Below are 21,342 nucleotides of genomic sequence, written 5' to 3'. Positions count from 1 at the left end.
TTCTAAAATAAATGAAAAAAATATTCTGTGCATTATTTCTATTCGGATTCATTCTTATCAGTTGTGAAAAGGATGACATCTGCGATCCATCAACTCCTACTACCCCAAGATTGGTAATTAAATTTTATGATTTCAATAACCCTTCTGTAACAAAAAGAATCAATAATCTAAAGATTGTTGGCGACGGAATCAATTACAGCAAAGGCGTCTTGAACAATCAAGGAACTCAGTTCTGGACTGATTCTTTGGTATATATTCCTTTAAGGACCAATCAAGATGTTTCAAAATTTCGATTTATCCGTTTTGCAACACAGGATACCGTACTTGCCAACGCAAGAGTTGATACTTTAGAATTTAATTATTCAAGAAGAGACGAATATGTTTCCAGAGCTTGCGGTTTTAAAACTATATTTGATTTAAATGGTGGCCAAGCGCAACCGTTTATTTTAAATAATGATGAAAATACAACCCTTGGAAACTGGATCAGAGATATTGAAATAGAAACAAACACTATAAATAATGAAGATGAAACACATATCAACATATATTTCTTATAGTCTTATATTGATTTTGTGTTCATCGTCAATTGTAGCACAAGAAAAAAAGACCGATTCTACAGCAACTCCAGTAATAGAGCAACGATACGGAATTCGTTTTGGTGTTGATCTGCTAAAAATAGCACGTACGGTTTATGACAAAGATTACAAAGGTTTTGAAATTGTCGGAGATTATCGCTTGACTAGAAAATATTATTTGGCAGGGGAAATTGGAAACGAAAACAAAACTACCGACGACGACCAGGTCAATTTTACAACTAAAGGAACCTACTTTAAAGTTGGTTTTGATTATAATGCACATGAGAACTGGCTCGATCTTGAAAATATGATCCATTTGGGTTTACGCTATGGCGTAAGTTCATTCAGTCAGGAATTAAATTCATACAACATCTATAATCCAAATCCTTATTGGGGAATAGATCCATCTACTCCCGGTGGAACTGAATTCAGCGGACTTTCTGCACAGTGGCTGGAAGTTGTAGTGGGAATGAAAACAAGAGTTTTTGATAATGTCTTCGTAGGTTTCAGTTTCAGGATGAACAAACTGATGTCCAATAAAAAACCTGGAGGTTTCGACAATCTTTACATTCCTGGCTTCAACAGGACTTTCGATGGCGATTTTGGTGTAGGCTTTAACTACACGGTATCGTATCTTTTACCAATTTATAAAAAGAAAGTAGTCCCTCAAGATACAGAGGAAAAGAAATAAAAAAAGGGTAGATTAACGTCTACCCTTTTTCATTATTTTATTCTCATTTATTTGATTTCCTTAATTCCCTTCATAAAAATCCATTTCATAAAAAGCTTCTCGCCTTCATTCGTCTTTACCGCCTGAAATTGCGGTGCCAAGATTGTTCCCGCAATAAATGCCGTCAACGGCACCCAAAAACCTTCAAGATTTGTGTAGGCATCAACCAAAAATCGGATAAGGATAAACAACACTGCAAAACTCAACAGCTGATAGATAAATGCTTTTGTTTTTAAACTCATTTTATTATTATTTAATTATTTTCAGAAGTTTGAAACTTAGTCCTTTTACTTCCTTCGTACATTTCATATTTTACCAATCTTGCTTCCAAACTTCCGTTGAAAAGCTTAATTTTTCGAGATGGTTTCAAGCCGACAAACTTCAAAGCTTCAAGGTTTGCAGTAATGAACCAGGCGTTTGTTCCCGGATAATTCTGCTTCAACGTATCACCTATATTCTTGTAGAAATTTTCCATCTGTATATCCAATCGCTCTCCATAAGGCGGATTGAAAACCATGTGCAATGGTCCTTTTGTAGCCTTTTCAGTATCAAAGAAATTATTCTCCGAAATGGTCACATATTCATCCAAATTGGCATTCTTGATATTGTCTTTTGCCTTGCTCACGGCAGATGGCGCTTTATCATAACCTTTAATCGTATAATGAAACTCGCGTACTTTCTTCAACAACGAATCTACAATCCTGTCAAACAAATCATTGTCCCAATCTTTCCATTTTTCAAAAGCAAATTCCTTACGATTGATGTTTGCCGGGATGTTGCATGCAATCATTGCGGCTTCCGCCAAAATAGTTCCCGAACCACACATAGGATCGATGAAATCCCCTTGACCGTCCCAACCTGAAAGCAATAGCATTCCTGCCGCCAAAACCTCGTTGATTGGTGCAATATTTGTTGCCAATCGATAGCCACGCTGGTGCAAAGAATTTCCTGATGTATCCAACGAAACCGTACATTGGTCCTTATCAATGTGAATGTTGATTCTTAAATCGGGGTATTGCTTGTCGATGCTTGGTCGTTGCCCGGTTCTGGTTCTAAACTGATCCACAATCGCATCCTTACATTTTTGCGCAACAAACTCAGAATGGTTGAATTTCTCCGAATGCACGGTAGCATCAATCACAAAAGTCTGATTAGAATTCAAATACTTGGACCAATCCATCGAATAAATCCCTTTGTAGAGATTGTCCTCGTTGGTCGCTCGGAAAGAATAAATGGGTTTAAGGATTTTTAAAGCCGTTCTTAAAGACAAATTGGCCTTATACATGAATCCTTTATCGCCTACAAAGCTCACCATTCTCACCCCTTGTTCAACATCTTGAGCGCCCAAAACCTGTAGTTCTTTTGCCAGTATTTCTTCAAAACCAAAAAAGGTTTTGGCGACCATTTTAAAATTATTTTCCATAGTAAAATCAAGTATTCGGTGCAAAAATACACTAAATTTGCAGACTTGAATTAATAGAAAACAATAAATGTCTGAATCTCAAATTCCAAAATCCGAAAGCTGGTTTGCATCCTGGTTTGATACGCCTTATTATCACATCCTTTACAAAGACCGCGATTATGCCGAAGCACAGTTGTTCATGGACAACATCACCAATTATTTGAATCTTCCTGAAGAGGCAAAAATTTTGGATTTGGCCTGCGGAAAAGGACGTCATTCCATTTATCTGAACCAATTGGGCTTTGATGTCACAGGTGCCGATTTATCAGAAAACAGTATCGCCGAAGCCAAGAAATCGGAAAACGAAAAATTGCATTTTGTGGTACACGATATGAGAAAACCATGTAACGAACAGTTTGATGCAATTTTGAATCTCTTTACAAGTTTTGGCTATTTCGAAAATGATGCAGACAACTTAACAACCCTAAAAGCAATACAAGAGAGCCTTACTGAATATGGTTTTGCGGTGATTGATTTTATGAACGTTCATCAGGTCATCAATAATCTGGTTCCAGAAGAGGTGAAAACTGTAGATGGAATTGACTTTAAAATCAAGCGTTTCCATATTGACGGCTACATCTACAAGGAAATTGATTTTGAAGATAAAGGGCAAAAATTTCATTTTACGGAAAAAGTGAGAGCTCTGACTTTGGAAGATTTCGAAAACCTGATGGAACAAGCGGGAATTTATCTTTTGGATACTTTTGGTGATTATAAATTGAAGAAATTTCATAAGAACGAAAGCGAACGATTGATTATGGTTTTCAAATAATTGCAGATTTAGATTTATAGAAATGAATTATATCTTACCCCTACTTTCGGTTTTAATAGGCTACGGCGTTGCGCTATTTTTAAAGCCTGCCAAGAAAACCAATTTAAAATTATTGATGGCATTCAGCGGTTCGTTCCTGCTTTCCATAACAGTAATGCATCTGTTGCCCGAAGTATATGAATCCGCTCACCATGGCGACCACAGCCACTCCAACTCTATTGGAATTTTTATAATGGTTGGAATTTTGTTCCAAATTATTTTGGAATTTTTCTCGAAAGGTGCCGAACATGGACACGTTCATTCACACGGACACGACGACCATTCTAAAATGCCTTGGGCACTTTTTATAAGCCTTTGCATTCACGCCTTTATGGAAGGTTTTCCTGTTAGCCATCATAGCGATTTGGCACTCGGAATTGCCATTCATCACTTGCCGATTGCCGTTATCCTGACTTCCTTTTTCCTTAATTCGCATTTGAACAAAACAGTCGTATTCTTCTTTATGATTACGTTTGCTTTAATGACGCCACTAGGAACCCTGACAGCCGAATACTTTACCTTTTTAAAGCATTATTATACTGAAATCACAGCTGTGGTTATCGGAATCCTGTTTCACATTTCCTCTACAATCATTTTTGAAAGCAGTGAAAACCATAAATTCAATCTGGCAAAATTATCAATGATTGCAATAGGAATTGTAGTGGCTTACTTTTTAGGAATTGAAGCACCTCATTCACATTGATTTTGATTCAAATCAGTATCTTTAATCATTAATTTTTCAGATATGACCTTCACCAAAACCACTGAACAATCCTCCAAATACGAACATTTAGAAAAAATGTCGGTTGCAGAATTGCTCGCCAATATCAATCAGGAAGACAAAACCGTTCCGTTTGCTGTTGAAAAAGCACTGCCTCAAATAGAAAATCTGGTTACAGAAATCGTTTCAAAAATGAAAATTGGCGGACGATTGTTTTACATCGGAGCTGGAACATCTGGACGACTGGGAATTGTAGATGCTTCGGAATGTCCGCCAACTTTTGGTGTTCCGTTCGATTTGGTGAATGGAATCATTGCCGGTGGCGACAAAGCCATCCGAAGAGCCGTGGAAAATGCGGAAGACAATAAAACACAAGCCTGGATTGACTTGCAGGAGCAAAATATTAGTCAAAATGATGTGGTAATCGGAATTGCAGCTTCGGGAACAACACCCTATGTGATTGGTGGATTGGAGAAATGCAACGAAAACGGAATCGCAACGGGAAGTATTTCCTGCAATGCAGGAAGTCCATTGTCACAGACTGCGAAGTTGCCAATTGAAGTGATTGTAGGTCCCGAATTTGTTACGGGAAGCTCCCGAATGAAAGCAGGAACCGCACAGAAATTGATACTGAACATGATTTCAACATCAACAATGATCCAACTCGGAAAAGTAAAAGGCAACAAGATGGTCGACATGCAATTGAGCAACGACAAACTAGTCGATCGTGGTGTGAAAATGATCCTTTCGGAAATCAATGTTTCCTACGAAGAAGCCTCTGAATTACTTAAAAAATACGGAAGTGTCCGAAAAGCCGTTGAAAATTATAAGTTATAAATTATGAGTTATGAGTTTCATTCTGAACTCTAATTTTTAAAATCTAGATTCAAAATGTCTACAAATAAAAAAATATTGACCAAGGGAATTTCCTGTATGTCGTGGGCCTTGCCGGCTTTGTTTATCGGTCCGGCGGTTGTTCATTTTGCATTCATCAATAAACAACAGCCTATTTATTGGTTGATTTTGAGCATCGGGATTTTGGTTTGCCTGACAGGAATCGTATTGGTCTTTATGGGAATTAATACTATCATTAAAAGCTTGTTTGACAAGTAATTTGTATTTTTACTTAAAAAAATTATGGATATTAAAGCAGACATCAATTGGATTCACCAAGAAATTGACAAGGTAAAAGACCCTGGTTTTATTGAAAAACTCAAACATCTTCTGCAATCAAAAAATAATGTGCTAGAAGACGAAAACAGAGCGTATAATATTGACCTTGAAAAAGCTTTAGAAGATATTAAAAAGGGTGATTTTTATACGGAAGACGAAGCCAAAGCCATTGCTGCAAAATGGGGAAGAAAATAATTTGGTCCTCAAAAGCATTACTGCAACTCGAAGACATTCATTTTTATATTTTGTTTGAAAGCAAATCAATCAATATTGCAGATAAAGTAGTAGAAAAGATATTTGAAAGCACCAGCATCCTAAAAGAGCAATCCGAGATTTATAAAGTTGATACTCAAAAAAAGCCAAAAGACCCCACCTTCAGAGCTTATTATGTTTACGATTTCAAAATATCTTACCAAATTACTGAAACAAACATCAATATTCTCCGAGTGAGACACACTGCAAGAAAACCACGAAACCTCTAATGGAAAACCTAATCCACCTCTATAAAACCTTTGAAAAAGTAGTTTATCTCGACAAAAAGATAAACAACCGCGAATTTGAAGGTTGCATTTTTAAGAACTGCGATTTCTCAAACAGTGATTTTTCCTATAACACGTTCAGCGATTGCGAGTTTATCGACTGCAATCTTTCGATGACGCGCCTTTCGGGTTCGAGTATGAAGAATGCGATCTTCAAAAACTGCAAATTATTGGGCATCCAATTCAACGAATGCGATGATTTTCTGTTTGGAGTACATTTCACGGAATGTATTCTGGACTATTCTTCTTTTGCCAATAAGAAAATGCCAAAGACTAAATTCCTGCATTCTTTCTTGAAAGATGTTGTGTTTATTGGCGCCAAACTAACGGGGTCAACGTTTGACAATTGCGATTTGGCTGGTGCCATTTTTAACGATACCGAACTCAAGGAAGTCGATTTTCTTACTGCTTACAACTATACCATCGATCCGGAATTCAATCCGATGCGAAAAGCAAAGTTTTCTACGCAGGGAATCCCGGGACTTCTGGAAAAATACGACATTAAAATTCAATAATATGGAAGCAACCGTTTCTTATCTTGAAAGCGTCAAAAAGCAATTTCTCTATTATAAAATGCTTGGAGAAAAGGCGTTTGGGCAATTGGAATCCGAGCAACTTTTTGTCTCATTAAACGAAAACACCAACTCCATTGCCGTTATCGTCAAGCACCTTTCAGGTAACATGCTGTCGCGTTGGACAGATTTCCTGACCACAGACGGCGAAAAGGAATGGCGTAATCGGGACGATGAATTTGAAGACACAATCCAAACCAAGGAAGAACTAATTGCCTTTTGGAACCAAGGCTGGGATTGTTTTCTAACTACTTTAGAATCATTAGAAACCAATCATTTATCTCAAATTATTTATATTAGAAACGAAGGTCATACCGTGATTGAGGCCATCAATCGCCAATTGGCACACTATCCGTATCATATTGGGCAGATTGTTTTTTATGCCAAATTATTAAAGAAGAACGAATGGAACAGTCTTTCCATCCCTAAAAACAAATCAAGCAGCTACAACGCCGACAAGTTTTCGAAAGAAAAAACCATCAAGAATTTCACCGACGAAGAATTAAAACGTTTACAATGAAAAAAATAACCTCGCTCCTAGCCCTTTTCCTCCTATGCTCTTGTTTTGAAACACCTCAAAGAGAATGCAAAGACTTTAAAACCGGTAAGTTTCAGTTTGATTATGAAGTAGATGGCGTAAAAAAAACCACGACCTTCATCAGAACCGAGAATCAGGAAATTGATTTCTATGAAGGAAAATCAGACACTTCTTCGATCAAATGGATCAACGATTGCGAATACGTGATTCAAAAGATCAATCCGAAAAACATGCAGGAAAAAAAGGCGATTGCGATGAAAATCCTTTCTACTACCAAAGATTCCTATACCTTTGAATTCGGAATCGTAGGCAGTCCTGAAAAGCAGACTGGAACGGTAAAAAAGATCGAGTAGTTATGAGTTTCGTGCTTGATGTAAGCATTTGATTATCTTATAATTTAAAAAACTTAATTCATAAAGTATATAGCTTTTCTATAACTATCTTTAATTTAAAATTTTAAAAAACCCATAACTTATAATTCATAACTAAAAAACATGGAAGTATTTTTAAATCCCGATGCATGGGTAGCCCTACTGACACTGACTTTCTTGGAAATCATCCTGGGAATTGACAACATCATTTTTATCTCGATTGTAACGGGAAAACTTCCTGTTGAAGATCGAAAAAAAGCCACCAGAATTGGTTTATTTCTAGCAATGTTTATGCGTATAGCCCTGCTTTTTGGGATTACGTTGCTCATCGCGATGAAAGAACCTTGGTTTTCATTCGATTTTGGATGGTTCAGCGCGAGTATTTCGGGACAGGCGATGATATTGCTTCTGGGAGGTTTGTTCCTGATTTATAAGAGTACCAAGGAAATCCGTGAGAAAGTAGAACATAAAGAACACGAGGAGCAATCATTAGGCACTGCTGTAAAGAAATCATTCTCCAGCGTTATTTTCCAAATCCTTCTGATCGACTTGATTTTCTCTGTCGATTCGATCCTAACCGCTGTTGGGATGACTAACGGACTCGAAGGCGCGCTGTATATCATGATTACTGCGGTGGTGATTTCTGTTGGTGTGATGATGCTGTTTGCCGTTCCGGTTGGGAACTTTGTAAATGCAAATCCTTCCATCCAGATTTTGGGACTTGCTTTCTTAATTTTGATAGGCTTTATGCTAATTACCGAAAGTATGCACCTTTCCAACGCACAATTAGTTGGCCAACATGTAGGAGCGGTTCCTAAAGGCTACCTCTACTTTGCCATTGCATTTTCATTGGCTGTTGAATTTATCAATATGCGGATGGATAAGAATAGAAAATAATTCATAAAACTAGATGTAAAATAGCCACTCGAAAGTGAAAATGCCCCAAAAAGTAAGCTACTATTTGGGGCATTTTTATGGCATTAAAACAATAAAATATGATTTTAAAACCCATTGAACTGTTTGAAATTATATTGTTCAATTTAAGTATAATGCCAATTTGAAAACCATTTATTCTTTTCATTAGAAAGTTCCATACACTAAAAAGGATATTTTCAAGCATTTGAATGAGAGGATACTATTAATGTCATAGAATTCTTTTGATTCATAAATATACCAAACAAAAAACCCGATTACTTTCGTAATCGGGTTTTGAAATCTAATTTAAAAATTAGATTATTTTTTCAAACTGTTGTACAATTTAGCTTTTGCTTTAGCAACTTGAGCTAGAGTTACTACGTTTTTAACTTTTGTACCTTTAGCAGCTGCTGGTCTAGCAGAAGCATCAAAAATACCTAAGAAAGAACCATCGTAGTTGATTTCCATTGGAGAACCAGCAACATCACAAGTAGCAACAAAAGAAGTAGCTGTTAAATCATTAGTAAGATCTTCAGATAATACTAAGCTACCTTCACCTTGACCATCAACTGGAACCTCAGTAGAATCTAACCACATTTCATAAATATCCAAGTAGATAGCGTTAGCAACTGTTGGTAGAACAACTCCACCTTCAGCATCAAGAGCTGTCAAGAATTCAACATCAACATACTGAGCTGAATCTGCAGAAGAAGCTGTAGAAATATCAGTTCCAACAAAAACCAACACAGACCATAAAGCATGATCAGCTGTACCATCTCCATCTTGATCATAACCACCCCAGAATACTGCAGCACTTTGGTTTACGTCAAAATTTTCTCCTTCAAAAAATACTGCATTAGTAGCAGCTACTGCATTAACAGTAACGATAACTGAAGCACTTGTTAAGTTATCAAGCTTAGCTGTAAGTGAGTGAGCTCCAGTAGTTGAAGGTGTATATGGAGAAGTAATTACTGTAGTTCCATCATAAAATGTAGCACGAGCAGTAACGTCATTTCCATTGTTGTCTTTAGCAGTCAAAGTAACTGGCTGTCCTAAATCAATTGTTGTTGCGCTTGCAGTTAAAACAATTGAAGTTGCAGCTGGAGTTCCACCTCCGTTATCATCGCTTCCGCATGATACGAACATAGTTGTACTTGCCATGGCAAGAAATAAAAATAGTTTTTTCATAATAAAAATATAAGGTTTAATTAACTATCGTAAAAATATATTTAAAAATCAAAACCGCAAAGAATTGAGGCGTTTTTTTACCTTAATTAACAAAAATGTAACGTTTTCAATATTCTAATAAATAATTAGTTGTAAAACACAACATTCACCAAGCTAATTTTCAATATTTTAAAACGTTTTTATGTTTAGCTTAAAATTTCTTGTCAGATTTATATTCCTATTTCTACTTGAAAACGTAGATACCAGTTGTTTTTAGTACTACCGTCATAGTAATCCAGCGTATCGAAGGTAACTTCTGTTTGTAATTTGAAGGTATGTTCCCAGATGTATTTGGTAACTCCTATACTGTATTGCTTTGTATCTGGCACTAAAAGTTCAATGTCTTTCCCTACTTTTTGGATAGAATACCTTCCTATTATTTCATAATTGGAAGGAAAATTATAACTCAATTGATAATCAAAACCTTTTCCTACAAAGGCATAATTAAAGTCGGTGGCATCGTCTGGGTTGAACGTTAATGCGTTTTCTGATGTATTCCTGGACATATAACTTGTCATTGCGGCCCATCCGTTGTATTTAAACATAGCATCCAGCAGGATTGATTTCATGGTGCGCTGTTCAAACAAATCTACGCCAAGCTGTCCTTGTGTGCGACGGGCATGGTTATTTTGTTGAAAAGCTCCTGACAGCATCAATTTTGGTTTTGATTCCCTAATAACATCACCTTCAAAATAAGTACCGTCTTTCTTGAAAGCTCCAAAAGGAAACAATTCTACTTTTCCGGTAACGGCCACTCCATCATCGGCCTTTCCTGTTGCGTTTCGTCCTTCGCCTGTCGAAACTGCGCCTTTAAAATTATAGGAGAATTTATTCAAGTACTCATTAAGGTTATGCACTTGAAACCCAAAATCCCTATCGATGGTGAACTTTGCATTGTTGATAGAACGATCAGTCAGTTGCAAACCTCCTGAGGAATTTACACGCTGGCGGTTTCCCGGTAGCTTTGTTTGACCAAAGCTGATGTTCCAGTTTTTATTTGGCCTATAAAACAAAACGGCATCCCGAATGATATTGATGTTTTCGCCCGGAATTACCTCGCCTACATCGCCTGGAGCGAAAGACAATTGAATGGCATAAAGAAACTTTGGATTTCCAACATAACCATCAAAGCGAAGTCGCAAACGGCGAATTTGCCCGTCGTAGGCAGGTTTTTCATCCTCATTATCGATATAGGTAACGCGATTTTGCATCCTGAAACGGATGTTCAACTGAAAAAGACTGTCTGGAGAAGTCAACCCAATACCTTTTCCAAAATTATAATAAGGCAATGTGGAGAGCTTTACATCATTATCATCCTCGGTTTGCTTGATGGTTACTTGTGCTTGAAGCGAAAAAGTAAGAAAAAATACCAGAATGGCGACTGCTTTTTTCATTAAGAGGGGTGTTGTTAAGTTGATGCAAACTTAATATTAAATTTACCTACCGTATGTTATGAGAATGTTACCTTTGCGAAAAATTTAATGTCATGTCGAACATCTATTTAGGATACCATTTTACGGTTGAACCGAGAGAACTCGGGTCGGAAATCCTTGTTGCCGAATTAGGCGAAAAACCTTTTGAAAGTTTTACTGAAAGTGATTTTGGAGTTGTTGCCTATATCCAGAAACAATTTTGGACAGAAGATATTTTGGAAGATATACAAATATTAAGCTCACCAGAGTTTACCATCTCCTACAAAGTTGAAGAAATAGCACAGGTAAATTGGAACGAAGAATGGGAAAAGAATTTCGAGCCTATCGATGTAGATGGAAAATGCCACGTTCGCGCACCTTTTCATCCAAAAACAAATGCAGAATTTGACATTGTGATTGAACCCAAAATGAGTTTCGGAACCGGACACCATGAAACGACCCATATGATGATCCAGCATTTGCTTGAAACGGATGTCAGAGGTTTAAAAACGTTGGACATGGGTTGCGGAACGGCAATTTTAGCAATCCTTGCCGAAATGAAAGGTGCACAACCAATCGATGCAATTGATATTGACAATTGGTGCTACCTGAACTCTATTGAAAATGCTGAAAGAAATAATTGCAAGCACATAACCGTTTATGAAGGCGATGCCGCTTTGCTGGAAGGCAAGAATTATGATTTGATCATTGCCAACATCAACAGGAACATTCTTTTGAACGATATGGAAGCGTATGTGAAATGCCTGAATAAAGGAGGAATTTTGCTCTTGAGCGGTTTCTATGAAGAAGACATTCCTTTCATCGATGCTTCCTGCAAAGAACAAGGTTTGGCTTATGTAAAGAAATTCCAACGCAACAATTGGGTATCTTTGAAGTATAACAAAGAATAATTTTTAATTTTTAAATGAAAATTAAATTACAATGAGTACAATAGAAAAAGTATTAGAAGAAGTTTTAGTTGAAGAGGCAATTGGGTTCAACAATGAGATTGTTTTATTTAATGATGATGTAAATACTTTTGATCATGTGATTGAAACATTAATCAGAGTCTGCAACCATACTGCCGAACAAGCCGAACAATGTGCGATTTTAGTGCATTACAAAGGAAAATGTACGGTAAAAACAGGTTCTTTTGATGAACTGAAGCCTCAATGCCTACAACTACTTGAAGCAGGTTTGAGTGCGGAGATAATTTAAAAAAAAGCATTTTCTAAGCATAAAAAAAAGCATTACAACTTTACATTGTAATGCTTTTTTATTATTCAACCTTCAAATGATTAAACTTTGCTGAAGTGGTAAGAAGTTGTAACCGTGTTAGTACCAACTTGTGTGTCAAACGAGATTACAAGGGTACTGTTTGATAAAGTTGTAACTTTATAAGTCCCATCATAATTACTTTCATCAGCATTGATGATTAACACATCGTTACTTTTATTGAAAGTTCCTGGAGCCGCAGCATCATCTTCAATACAAGCATTAGCTCCGTTTTTGTAGAAATACTTGTCTTTAAAAACACTATTTGTTGCCGAGAACTCAACGTAATCCTTGTCACAACCTTCTTGATTGTTGGCATAATCCTCAGAAACTTCTTGATTTGCACCAATTTTTATAACAGTTTTTGTTGGTGTCCATTTTCCAGTGATTTCAACTGGAGTTGATGTTGAATTGTCATCACTACTACAAGATGTTAATGTCAAGCCTGCTAAAACAAAGGCTGCTACTACTAATTTAAACTTTTTCATAATTTTAATTTTTAAATGTTAATTTTTAACGAACGAAAATAAACATTTATTACCTTTTTAAATGTTAAAATTTAACTAAATACGATTTTCCATCTCAAATAAACAATCAAATAGCATATTCCCAATGTTTTAGTTGATTCAATGCAAATACAAAAAATACCATATTGCTAGATTTTAAATTAAAATTTATAAATATCCTATAATTTTAGTCAAATTATAAGCATACTAATAATTTATATTAGAAATTATGCTTTCAAAAAACAATACATTACCACAACATTTACATTTTTTCAGTTCATCACTTCACAATTTTAATTGAATAAATAGCTTTATAAAACATTAGAATTGAGTGTTTAAGCACTATTACAAATGGTTGATATCTTGTATAGTTTTTATATAGTCGGCTTTTAAAAAACTGTATTCAAATCAATCTACATTTGAGATACAACAAAAAACAATTATATCATGAAAAAAATTACGCAAACGATTTTCCTATTAATTTGCTCGTTTGGTTTTGCGCAAGCACCAACAGATGCACCACCGGTTCCAACAAGAAATGCGGCCAATGTGATTTCTATGTTTAGCAATGCTTATACGAATGTTGGAGTTGATACTTGGAAAACAGATTGGTCGGCAGCCGCTCTCGAAGAAGTTTCAATTGCTGGCAATGATTTAAAGAAATATACCAACCTGAGCTTTGTCGGTATTGAAACTGTTGGTCCAAACCTTATTGACGCAAGCAATATGACTTACTTTCATATCGATATCTGGACCTCCAATCTAACCACTTTTAGAATAAAATTGGTAGATTTTGGTGCGGATGGTGTTTTTACAGGAACTGACAATTCTGAGCATGAAGTTGTTTTTGAATCTCCATCGCAAAATACTTGGGTCAGTTATGATATTCCTCTAGCTAATTTCAGTAATTTGCTTAGCAAAGAGAACATAGCCCAGCTCATCCTGTCTGGAAATCCTAATGGCGCAGGAACTGTGTTTGTTGACAATGTTTATTTTACAAACGAAGCCAATAATATCCCTACTGATCCAACTGTGGCCGCCCCTGCTCCAACTTTGCCACAATCTGATGTGATTTCCTTATTCAGCAATACCTACACAAATGTTCCTGTGGATACTTGGGAAACAGATTGGTCAGACGCAATGCTGGAAGAAACTCAAATTGCCGGAAATGATGTTAAAAAATACAGTCCGCTTGTTTTTGCAGGAATTGAGACGGTAACTTCTCAAATTAATGCATCTGGGATGACGAAATTCAATATAGATGTTTGGTCGCCCGATTTTACTGTCTTTAAAGTTAAATTGGTCGATTTTGGTGCCGATGGTGCTTTTGGAGGTGGCGATGATTCTGAACATGAAGTTACTTTTAATGGTCCTTCCCAAAATACTTGGGTTTCATACAGCATTCCATTGGCAGACTTTACAAGTCTAACTTCTTTAGAGCATATTTCTCAAATAATCATTGTGGGTGGTGGTGCAAAAGTATATGTAGATAACGTATACTTCAGTAATGTCGCTATCATTCCGCAGGATCCAACAATTGCCGCTCCTACTCCTACTTTGCCTCAGGCGAATGTTATGTCGATGTTCAGTAATGCATATACAAATGTCCCTGTTGATACTTGGAAAACGGATTGGTCGAATGCTACTTTGACTGAAGTTCAAATTGCTGGAAATGATACTAAGAAATATACCGCTTTAGACTTTGTTGGAGTGGAAACTATTGCCAATCCGCTTAACATTGCAAACATGGTATACTTCAATGTTGATGTTTGGTCGCCAAATTTCACACTTTTCAAAGTGAAATTGGTTGATCTTGGAGCCGATGGTGTTTATGCAGGAACTGATAATGTTGAACACGAGTTGATCTTTCAAAATCCTGTTCTTGGAGAATGGATTACGATGAGCATCCCTCTTTCGGATTTTACAGGCTTGGTAACAAAGGAACATATTGGACAATTGATATTTGCCAGTAGTGGTTCGAAAGTATATGTTGATAATGTTTATTTCAGCAATGTTCCTCTAGGAACTGTTGATTTCAAAACAACATCAGTAAAAATGTATCCTAATCCTGTTGCCGATATTTTCAACATTACAGCTGAAAAAGCGATAGAAAACATTACTTTCTACAACATGTTAGGACAGCAAGTATTGACAATGAAGTCTTCTAAAACTTCAGAAAGCATAGACATATCTAGCTTTCAAAGTGGTGTTTACATTGCAAAAGTAACCGTTGATGGAAAAGTATCAACTTCAAGGATTATAAAAAAATAATATTTTTTGATTAGTTGTCAAGCACGTTTTTTCTAAGAAAAAACGTGCTTTTCTATTGTAAATACCATCCAAAATAACTTTGCTTTTTTGGCTAAAGATTATTTATATTTCTATCTTTATCACTCGATTTAAAATACATTATGAAAATTTTACCCCTTAAATTTTTATTTTTCTTAATTATCCTTCCATTCCTTGGTTATTCACAAGAACTTCCATCCATTGTAAAATACAGTTCAGAGGTTTATGGAGCGGGAAACCAGAATTGGATGCTCGACCAGAACAAGAAAAACTATCTTTATATTGCCAATAACGAAGGATTGCTTGAATTTAATGGTGCGAATTGGCGCTTATACCCCTCTCCAAATGAAACTATTCTACGTTCGGTTAAGGTAATTGATAATGTAGTCTATACAGGATGTTACATGGAATTTGGCTTTTGGATAAAAAACAAAAACGGAATTCTAGAGTATACTTCCCTAAGTAAAAAAATTAAGGGAAAACTAATTGATGATGAGCAGTTTTGGAACATCATCAACTACGATCATTGGGTCGTTTTTCAGTCCTTGAACAGGATTTACATTTACGACACCAAGACAAAACAATTCAAAATCATCACGCCAAAAAGCGGCATTTTAAAATCATTCAAAGCACAAGATGCAATCTATTTTCAAACGGTTGACGGTAGTATTTTTGAAATTAAAAATGGAAATGCACATGTTCTAATCCAAAATGAAGCCATCAAGAACAAGAAAGTACTTAATATTTTTTCGACAGCGCATGGCATACTCATACAGACACAATACTCTGGTTTTTATAAATTTATAGAGGGTAATTTAGAAAAATGGAATACCGAAGCCGATGCTTTACTCAGCTCGACAAGTATTTATTCAAGCATCGTTTTGAGTGACGGCAACTTTGCATTGGGAACCATCTCTAATGGCATCTTCATTATCAATCCACAAGGGAAAACACTTTACCATATCACGCAAAATCAAGGATTAAGCAACAATACCATCCTTTCTTTATTTGAAGACCGTGAAAAAAACCTCTGGATCGGACTCGACAATGGTATCGATTGTTTGAACATCTCCTCTCCAATAAAAACATTCTTCGATAAGACCGGAATTCTGGGAACTGTTTATTCTTCCATACAATACAAGGACAAAATATATGTTGGAACCAATCAGGGATTATTTTACAAGACCAACAATTCAAATAACCAATACCAAATTGTAAACGGAACAAAAGGCCAAGTATGGTCGCTTTTTGAATACGATAATACGCTGTTCTGCGGACATGACTCTGGTACTTTGGTTATAAATGAAGGGAACTCAACTGTAATTTACAACCAATCCGGAACTTGGAAATTTCAAAACTTCCCAAACAATCCCAACCAATTGATGCAGGGAAACTATTCTGGAATCAGTATCCTGGAAAAGACAACTAGTGGTTGGAAATTCAAAAGCAAAATAGCGGGATTTGATTATTCTTCTAAATTTTTTGAAGTAAACCTTCCTAATGAAATCATTGTAAGCCACGAGTACAAGGCTATTTTCAGATTATCACTCAACAGCGATTTCTCAAAAGTTTTAAAAGTTGAAACCTATAAATCCCCAGTAAAAGGAAAAAATGCAGGATTGGCAAAATTCAACAATACTATTATTTACGCTTCAAAGGAAGGAATCTTCAAATTCAACAACAAGAATAAGAAATTCGAAAAAGATCCTATTTTAAGCAAGGCCATTGAAAATGACGAATACCGTTCTGGAAAATTAATTGTCGATAAATCCGACAAGCTATGGCTTTTCACCAAAAACAACATCAATTACTTCACAATTGGAAAGCTAAGCAATGAGCCGAAACTCAATACGATTCCCATTCCCTACTCGCTCAACAATTCCATGCCCGGATACGAAAACATTTCCAGAATTGGGGAAAACACCTACTTCATCGGAACAACTGACGGTTATTATTCAATGAATATTAATGATTTGAATTTTAATAAATTCGAAATAAATTTGAATACAGTTTACAAGAACGAAAGTAACTCAAACATCGAATACATTTCCAACTCTGGAGATGAAACTATTGATTACGTTTCCAACAATCTTACTTTCAATTTCAGTGTTCCCGAATACAACAAATACATCGTTGCCGAATACCAATATTTGCTGGATGGCTACTACGATGAATGGAGCGAATGGTCAAACAAACCCTACGTAAGCTTCAAGAATCTGCCTTTTGGAGATTATACCTTCAAGGTAAAAGCAAGAGTGGGGAATTCACTTTCAGAAAATACCATTACTTATAATTTTACCATCGAGCGGCCTTGGTATGCTACCAATCTAGCGATACTCATCTATTTGGTCATCATTTTTGTCATCGCCTTTTTTGTAAACAAGGCGTATAAAAACTATTATCAAAATCAGAAAAACAAGCTCATCGAGGATAACAACAGGAAATTAGAACTGAAAGAAATGGAGGTTGAACAGGAGCTGCTTAAAATCAAAAATGAACAATTGGAACTGGATGTCAATAGCAAGAACCGCGAGTTGGCCGTTTCGACTATGAGTTTGATCAAAAAGAATGAATTACTCACAGCCATTAAAGAGGATTTGAAGAAAACAGATGATAGTTCTAAAAACATCAAAACTGTAATTACAACCATCAATAAAAACATCAGTGAAGAAGACACATGGGACCTGTTTAAGGAAGCATTCAACAATGCCGACAAGGATTTCTTGAAGAAGATAAAAAATGCACATTCAACACTTACCCCTAACGATTTAAGACTTTGTGCGTATCTCAGATTGAATCTTTCCTCTAAGGAAATAGCTCCTTTATTGAACATTTCGGTTCGAAGTGTTGAGATAAAACGATATCGTTTGCGTAAAAAAATGGATTTACCGCACGAACAGGGCCTTGTTGAGTACATATTATCGATATAATAGCACTACTACATTGGACCAAAACAACTATACATTACCACAACAACAACGTTGTATTTAATCTTCTTGCAAAAATTTTGTTAATTAAAATCCGTTAACAATTCTCTAACATGATGCATTGTCATTGGCTTGAGATTTTGAATATCTAAATTTTTGGATATTTTTTTTACAGTGTATATTTTTTGTTGTGGTCAATTTTAAATTATTCTCAAACAAGTACTCTAATTTTATAATTCACAAAAAACATACTTATGAAGTCAAATTATCTATTAATTTATTTTCTGTTTCTCTCCGCTTTTGGTTTTGCCCAAAGTTATGACATTGGAGGAACAGTTAAGGAATCCGGAACGGGACTACCGCTACCAGGAGTAAATGTTCAAATCAAGAATACCACAACGGGTACTTCGTCTGATTTTGATGGAAATTTTTCACTTACGAAAGTTCCATCAGGTTCGGTTGTTGTATTTAGTTATGTAGGTTTTTCTAATTTTGAATACACCGTAACATCAAGTAACAGTAATGTATCAATTTCATTACAAGAAGACACAAAAACTTTAGATGAAGTAGTTGTAATTGGTTATGGATCTCAAAAGAAGAGAGAAGTAACGGGTGCCGTTTCATCAATTGATTCTAAGACATTAGAAATATTGAAACCTATCAAAGTAGAGCAAGCTCTCCAGGGAACCATGTCAGGTGTTACAGTAACCTCCCAATCAGGAGCTCCTGGAGGTGGTTTAGATATTCGTATCAGAGGTATTGCAACAAATGGTAATAGTGCACCATTGATAATAATAGATGGATATGTTGGAGAATTAGGACTTTTAAATCCTAATGATATCGAAAACATTACAGTTCTTAAAGATGCTCAAGCGGCTATTTATGGATCTATTGGAGCAAATGGAGTTGTATTGGTTACAACCAAAAAAGGTAGAAAAAACTCAAAACCGGTTTTCAGTTATAATGTTTATACCGGTTTTCAAGAAGCCTCCCGAAAAGTTTCAGTACTAAATGCCACTGATTATGCGTTGCTTGCAAACGAAGCTTTTGCTAATGACGGAAGAGCTTTGCCTTTTCCAAATGTTTCCGGTTTAGGTAAGGGAACTGACTGGCAAGATGAAGTAATGAAAAAAGGAGTTCCTATAATCAACCATGATATTAACATTTCTGGTGGATCAGAAAAAATGACCTACTCCATCAGTGGTTCTCATCTTGACCAAGAAGGAATCGTTGGCGGAAATAAATCAGGATTTTTGAGAAATACAGGAAGGATTGGTATGACTGCAGAAGTTAATGATCGATTGAAGGTAAATGGTAATGTGATCTATACTTATTTCAACAGAAAAACATTAAATGAAAATGTTTTGGGATCAGTACTTTTCAATGCCTTGAATATGCCTTCTACGCTAACTCCTTTTGATGAAAGTGGCAATCATACTTTGGTTCCGAATGATGCAAACTATGGAAGTGAAATCATCAACCCATTAGCACAAATTGAAAATACTTACAACGATTTTAATTTCAAAAAACTAAATGGAAATTTTGGCTTGGAATATAAACTTGCAAAAGGGTTGACCTTAGTTTCCTCAATTGGTTTCAATAATTCTAATAGTGAATCAAAATCTTTTGCTAAACAGGTTGAATATGGTGGGAAAATCTACGACGTTCAACGAAGCAGTGTTACAGAAGGCCGTGTCAACCACAGTGATTACTCTTTTGATGTATATTTAGAATACAAAAAATCCTTAAATGAAGCCCATAATTTTACCTTAATGGCTGGTAATACTATCTTCAAGGAATGGGGCAGTGGTTTATATGCAACTGGATTTGATGTTCCTTATAATTCATGGGAATTTGCTTCCCTCAATTTAGCGATTGGAGCTTCAGAAGGTCTAACAAATAGTACTTATCGCTATGATAACAGAAGACTTTCCTACTTTGGAAGGTTGCAATACGATTACAAAGGAAAATATCTTGTTTCAGGTATTTTCAGACGTGATGCTTCAACAAAATTTGGACCTGAAAATGCTGTAGCAGAGTTCCCTTCTCTTACTGCTGGTTGGGTAATTTCTGAAGAAGGTTTTTTCAAGGAAAATAAATGGGTGAACTTTTTAAAATTAAGAGGAAGCTACGGAACTCTAGGTAATGATCAAATTAGTCCAGATATCTACAGTAGTCTTTTAACCGGCGAAGCCACTTATGTTTTTGATGGAAATTTATCAAATGGTATAGCAATTGGACCAATTTCTAATCCTAATGCAAAATGGGAAGAATCTGAGAAAATTGATGTTGGTCTGGATATGAATTTATTCAATGACAAAGTGACTATAGTTGCAGATTATTTTAACGACACAAGGAAAGATTTATTAATTGTAGGCGTTCCAGTATCAGGTGCTGCAGGTGGTGGAGCTCCAGGAGCAGGACTACCAACTATGAATGTTGGAGGTGTAAAAAACTATGGTTTTGAATTTGCTATCGGTTATAAAGACAAGCTTTCTGATGAATTTAATTTCAACGTCAATTACAATGTTACTTTCCTTAAAAATAAAGTAGTAAAAGTAGACAACTCAACAGGATTTGTAGAAGGTGGCAATTTTGGCGAAAGCACTCGTATTTCTAGAATGGAAGTTGGTCATTCAATGGGTTATTTCTTTGGTTATAAAACGGATGGTATTTTTCAAAACCAAGCAGAAATTGATGCGCATCCTTCACAAATTGCACTTGGAGCCAATGCCGCACCCGGAGACATCCGTTTTGTAGATGTCAATGGAGATGGTGTGATCAATACGGATGACAGAACAGATTTGGGAGACCCTATTCCTTCTGCAACAATGGGTTTAAACCTTCAATTTAACTATAAAGGATTTGATTTTGTGGCCTATACCTATGCTTCTATCGGAAATGATATGGTACGAAACTATGAAAGAAATGTAGCATTAGGCAATCGTTTAAACTATACACTTGAGAGATGGACAGGAGAAGGAACCAGCAACAGCGTACCTAGAGTAACAACCGGAGCAACTGCAAACAATAATTTTTCTGATTATTTTGTAGAAGATGCCTCTTTTTTAAGAATCCAAAATATACAACTTGGATATACTCTGGATAATAAAATCTTTGGAAAAACTGGAATCACAAGAGCTAGAATCTATACAGCTGTAAACAATTTGTACACTTTTACCAAATACAAAGGTTATGATCCAGGGGCATCAAATGGAGCACCAATTGGTGGTGGTATCGATTATGGCTTCTACCCTATTCCAAGAACGTTCATCCTTGGAGCAAACATTAACTTTTAA

The 21,342-nt window shown here is 35.9% G+C and carries 22 protein-coding genes; 17 read left to right on the top strand and 5 right to left on the bottom strand.

What is annotated here, in order from left to right; translation table 11 throughout:
- Positions 1-11: 11 nt before the first annotated feature.
- Entirely contained in the window at positions 12-557 is a 546-nt protein-coding gene (locus ACI6PS_RS00180) for a DUF6452 family protein (protein ID WP_421010518.1), read from the top strand.
- Entirely contained in the window at positions 526-1,266 is a 741-nt protein-coding gene (locus tag ACI6PS_RS00175; protein ID WP_421010517.1) for a DUF6048 family protein, read from the top strand. The genes ACI6PS_RS00180 and ACI6PS_RS00175 overlap by 32 nt, the downstream gene beginning before the upstream one ends.
- A gap of 47 nt (positions 1,267-1,313) precedes the next feature.
- Here ACI6PS_RS00175 and ACI6PS_RS00170 read toward each other — a convergent pair whose 3' ends face one another.
- Positions 1,314-1,547 (bottom strand): hypothetical protein, encoded by a 234-nt coding sequence (locus tag ACI6PS_RS00170; RefSeq protein WP_421010516.1) that lies wholly within the window; start codon positions 1,545-1,547, stop codon positions 1,314-1,316.
- 11 nt (positions 1,548-1,558) lie between these two features.
- Positions 1,559-2,728 (bottom strand): THUMP domain-containing class I SAM-dependent RNA methyltransferase, encoded by a 1,170-nt coding sequence (locus tag ACI6PS_RS00165; RefSeq protein ID WP_421010515.1) that lies wholly within the window; start codon positions 2,726-2,728, stop codon positions 1,559-1,561.
- A 67-nt stretch (positions 2,729-2,795) separates the two neighbouring features.
- On the opposite strand from ACI6PS_RS00165, the gene ACI6PS_RS00160 reads away from it, so the two are divergent.
- From ACI6PS_RS00160 to ACI6PS_RS00115, 10 genes are all read left to right on the top strand, one after another.
- On the top strand, positions 2,796-3,539 hold the full coding sequence (locus ACI6PS_RS00160) for a class I SAM-dependent methyltransferase (RefSeq protein WP_421010514.1): 744 nt from the start codon (positions 2,796-2,798) through the stop codon (positions 3,537-3,539).
- A gap of 22 nt (positions 3,540-3,561) precedes the next feature.
- Positions 3,562-4,281, top strand: a complete 720-nt coding sequence (locus tag ACI6PS_RS00155; protein WP_421010513.1) for a ZIP family metal transporter — start codon at positions 3,562-3,564, stop codon at positions 4,279-4,281.
- 42 nt (positions 4,282-4,323) lie between these two features.
- Positions 4,324-5,136: an N-acetylmuramic acid 6-phosphate etherase gene (gene murQ / locus ACI6PS_RS00150; protein ID WP_421010512.1), complete on the top strand. Its 813-nt coding sequence runs from the start codon at positions 4,324-4,326 to the stop codon at positions 5,134-5,136.
- Positions 5,137-5,190: 54 nt separating this feature from the next.
- Entirely contained in the window at positions 5,191-5,412 is a 222-nt protein-coding gene (locus ACI6PS_RS00145) for a DUF6095 family protein (RefSeq protein ID WP_421010511.1), read from the top strand.
- 24 nt (positions 5,413-5,436) lie between these two features.
- On the top strand, positions 5,437-5,667 hold the full coding sequence (locus ACI6PS_RS00140; RefSeq protein WP_421010510.1) for a hypothetical protein: 231 nt from the start codon (positions 5,437-5,439) through the stop codon (positions 5,665-5,667).
- The gene (locus tag ACI6PS_RS00135; protein WP_421010509.1) at positions 5,652-5,954 is read left to right on the top strand and encodes a type II toxin-antitoxin system RelE/ParE family toxin; all 303 of its coding nucleotides are present in this window, start codon (positions 5,652-5,654) and stop codon (positions 5,952-5,954) included. Before ACI6PS_RS00140 ends, ACI6PS_RS00135 begins: the two co-directional genes overlap by 16 nt.
- Positions 5,954-6,526: a pentapeptide repeat-containing protein gene (locus tag ACI6PS_RS00130; RefSeq protein WP_421010508.1), complete on the top strand. Its 573-nt coding sequence runs from the start codon at positions 5,954-5,956 to the stop codon at positions 6,524-6,526. Before ACI6PS_RS00135 ends, ACI6PS_RS00130 begins: the two co-directional genes overlap by 1 nt.
- 1 nt (position 6,527) lies before the next feature.
- Positions 6,528-7,103: a DUF1572 family protein gene (locus ACI6PS_RS00125; protein WP_421010507.1), complete on the top strand. Its 576-nt coding sequence runs from the start codon at positions 6,528-6,530 to the stop codon at positions 7,101-7,103.
- Positions 7,100-7,474: a DNA topoisomerase IV gene (locus tag ACI6PS_RS00120; protein ID WP_421010506.1), complete on the top strand. Its 375-nt coding sequence runs from the start codon at positions 7,100-7,102 to the stop codon at positions 7,472-7,474. Before ACI6PS_RS00125 ends, ACI6PS_RS00120 begins: the two co-directional genes overlap by 4 nt.
- 141 nt (positions 7,475-7,615) lie before the next feature.
- Entirely contained in the window at positions 7,616-8,389 is a 774-nt protein-coding gene (locus tag ACI6PS_RS00115) for a TerC family protein (RefSeq protein WP_421010505.1), read from the top strand.
- 336 nt (positions 8,390-8,725) lie between these two features.
- Here the strand turns inward: ACI6PS_RS00115 and ACI6PS_RS00110 are convergent, their stop codons facing one another.
- Together ACI6PS_RS00110 and ACI6PS_RS00105 are read right to left on the bottom strand one after the other, a co-directional pair.
- The gene (locus ACI6PS_RS00110) at positions 8,726-9,553 is read right to left on the bottom strand and encodes a hypothetical protein (RefSeq protein ID WP_421010504.1); all 828 of its coding nucleotides are present in this window, start codon (positions 9,551-9,553) and stop codon (positions 8,726-8,728) included.
- Positions 9,554-9,804: 251 nt separating this feature from the next.
- Positions 9,805-11,028 (bottom strand): porin, encoded by a 1,224-nt coding sequence (locus ACI6PS_RS00105; protein ID WP_421010503.1) that lies wholly within the window; start codon positions 11,026-11,028, stop codon positions 9,805-9,807.
- Between the two features lie 92 nt (positions 11,029-11,120).
- Between ACI6PS_RS00105 and prmA the strand changes: the two genes are divergently transcribed.
- Entirely contained in the window at positions 11,121-11,957 is an 837-nt protein-coding gene (gene prmA, locus ACI6PS_RS00100; protein ID WP_421010502.1) for a 50S ribosomal protein L11 methyltransferase, read from the top strand.
- Between the two features lie 31 nt (positions 11,958-11,988).
- Entirely contained in the window at positions 11,989-12,264 is a 276-nt protein-coding gene (locus ACI6PS_RS00095; RefSeq protein WP_421010501.1) for an ATP-dependent Clp protease adaptor ClpS, read from the top strand.
- A gap of 80 nt (positions 12,265-12,344) precedes the next feature.
- Here the strand turns inward: ACI6PS_RS00095 and ACI6PS_RS00090 are convergent, their stop codons facing one another.
- Positions 12,345-12,809, bottom strand: coding sequence for a lipocalin family protein (locus tag ACI6PS_RS00090; RefSeq protein WP_421010500.1), 465 nt, complete (start codon positions 12,807-12,809; stop codon positions 12,345-12,347).
- A 465-nt stretch (positions 12,810-13,274) separates the two neighbouring features.
- On the opposite strand from ACI6PS_RS00090, the gene ACI6PS_RS00085 reads away from it, so the two are divergent.
- From ACI6PS_RS00085 to ACI6PS_RS00075, 3 genes are all read left to right on the top strand, one after another.
- Positions 13,275-15,098, top strand: a complete 1,824-nt coding sequence (locus ACI6PS_RS00085) for a T9SS type A sorting domain-containing protein (RefSeq protein WP_421010499.1) — start codon at positions 13,275-13,277, stop codon at positions 15,096-15,098.
- A 140-nt stretch (positions 15,099-15,238) separates the two neighbouring features.
- Entirely contained in the window at positions 15,239-18,046 is a 2,808-nt protein-coding gene (locus ACI6PS_RS00080; protein ID WP_421010498.1) for a triple tyrosine motif-containing protein, read from the top strand.
- A 251-nt stretch (positions 18,047-18,297) separates the two neighbouring features.
- The gene (locus ACI6PS_RS00075) at positions 18,298-21,342 is read left to right on the top strand and encodes a SusC/RagA family TonB-linked outer membrane protein (RefSeq protein WP_421010497.1); all 3,045 of its coding nucleotides are present in this window, start codon (positions 18,298-18,300) and stop codon (positions 21,340-21,342) included.

Source organism: Flavobacterium sp. PLA-1-15, from assembly GCF_049060005.1.
Classification (GTDB): domain Bacteria; phylum Bacteroidota; class Bacteroidia; order Flavobacteriales; family Flavobacteriaceae; genus Flavobacterium.
The sequence above is the reverse complement of the archived record's forward strand: the minus strand, read 5'-3'. Positions and strand labels throughout refer to the sequence as shown.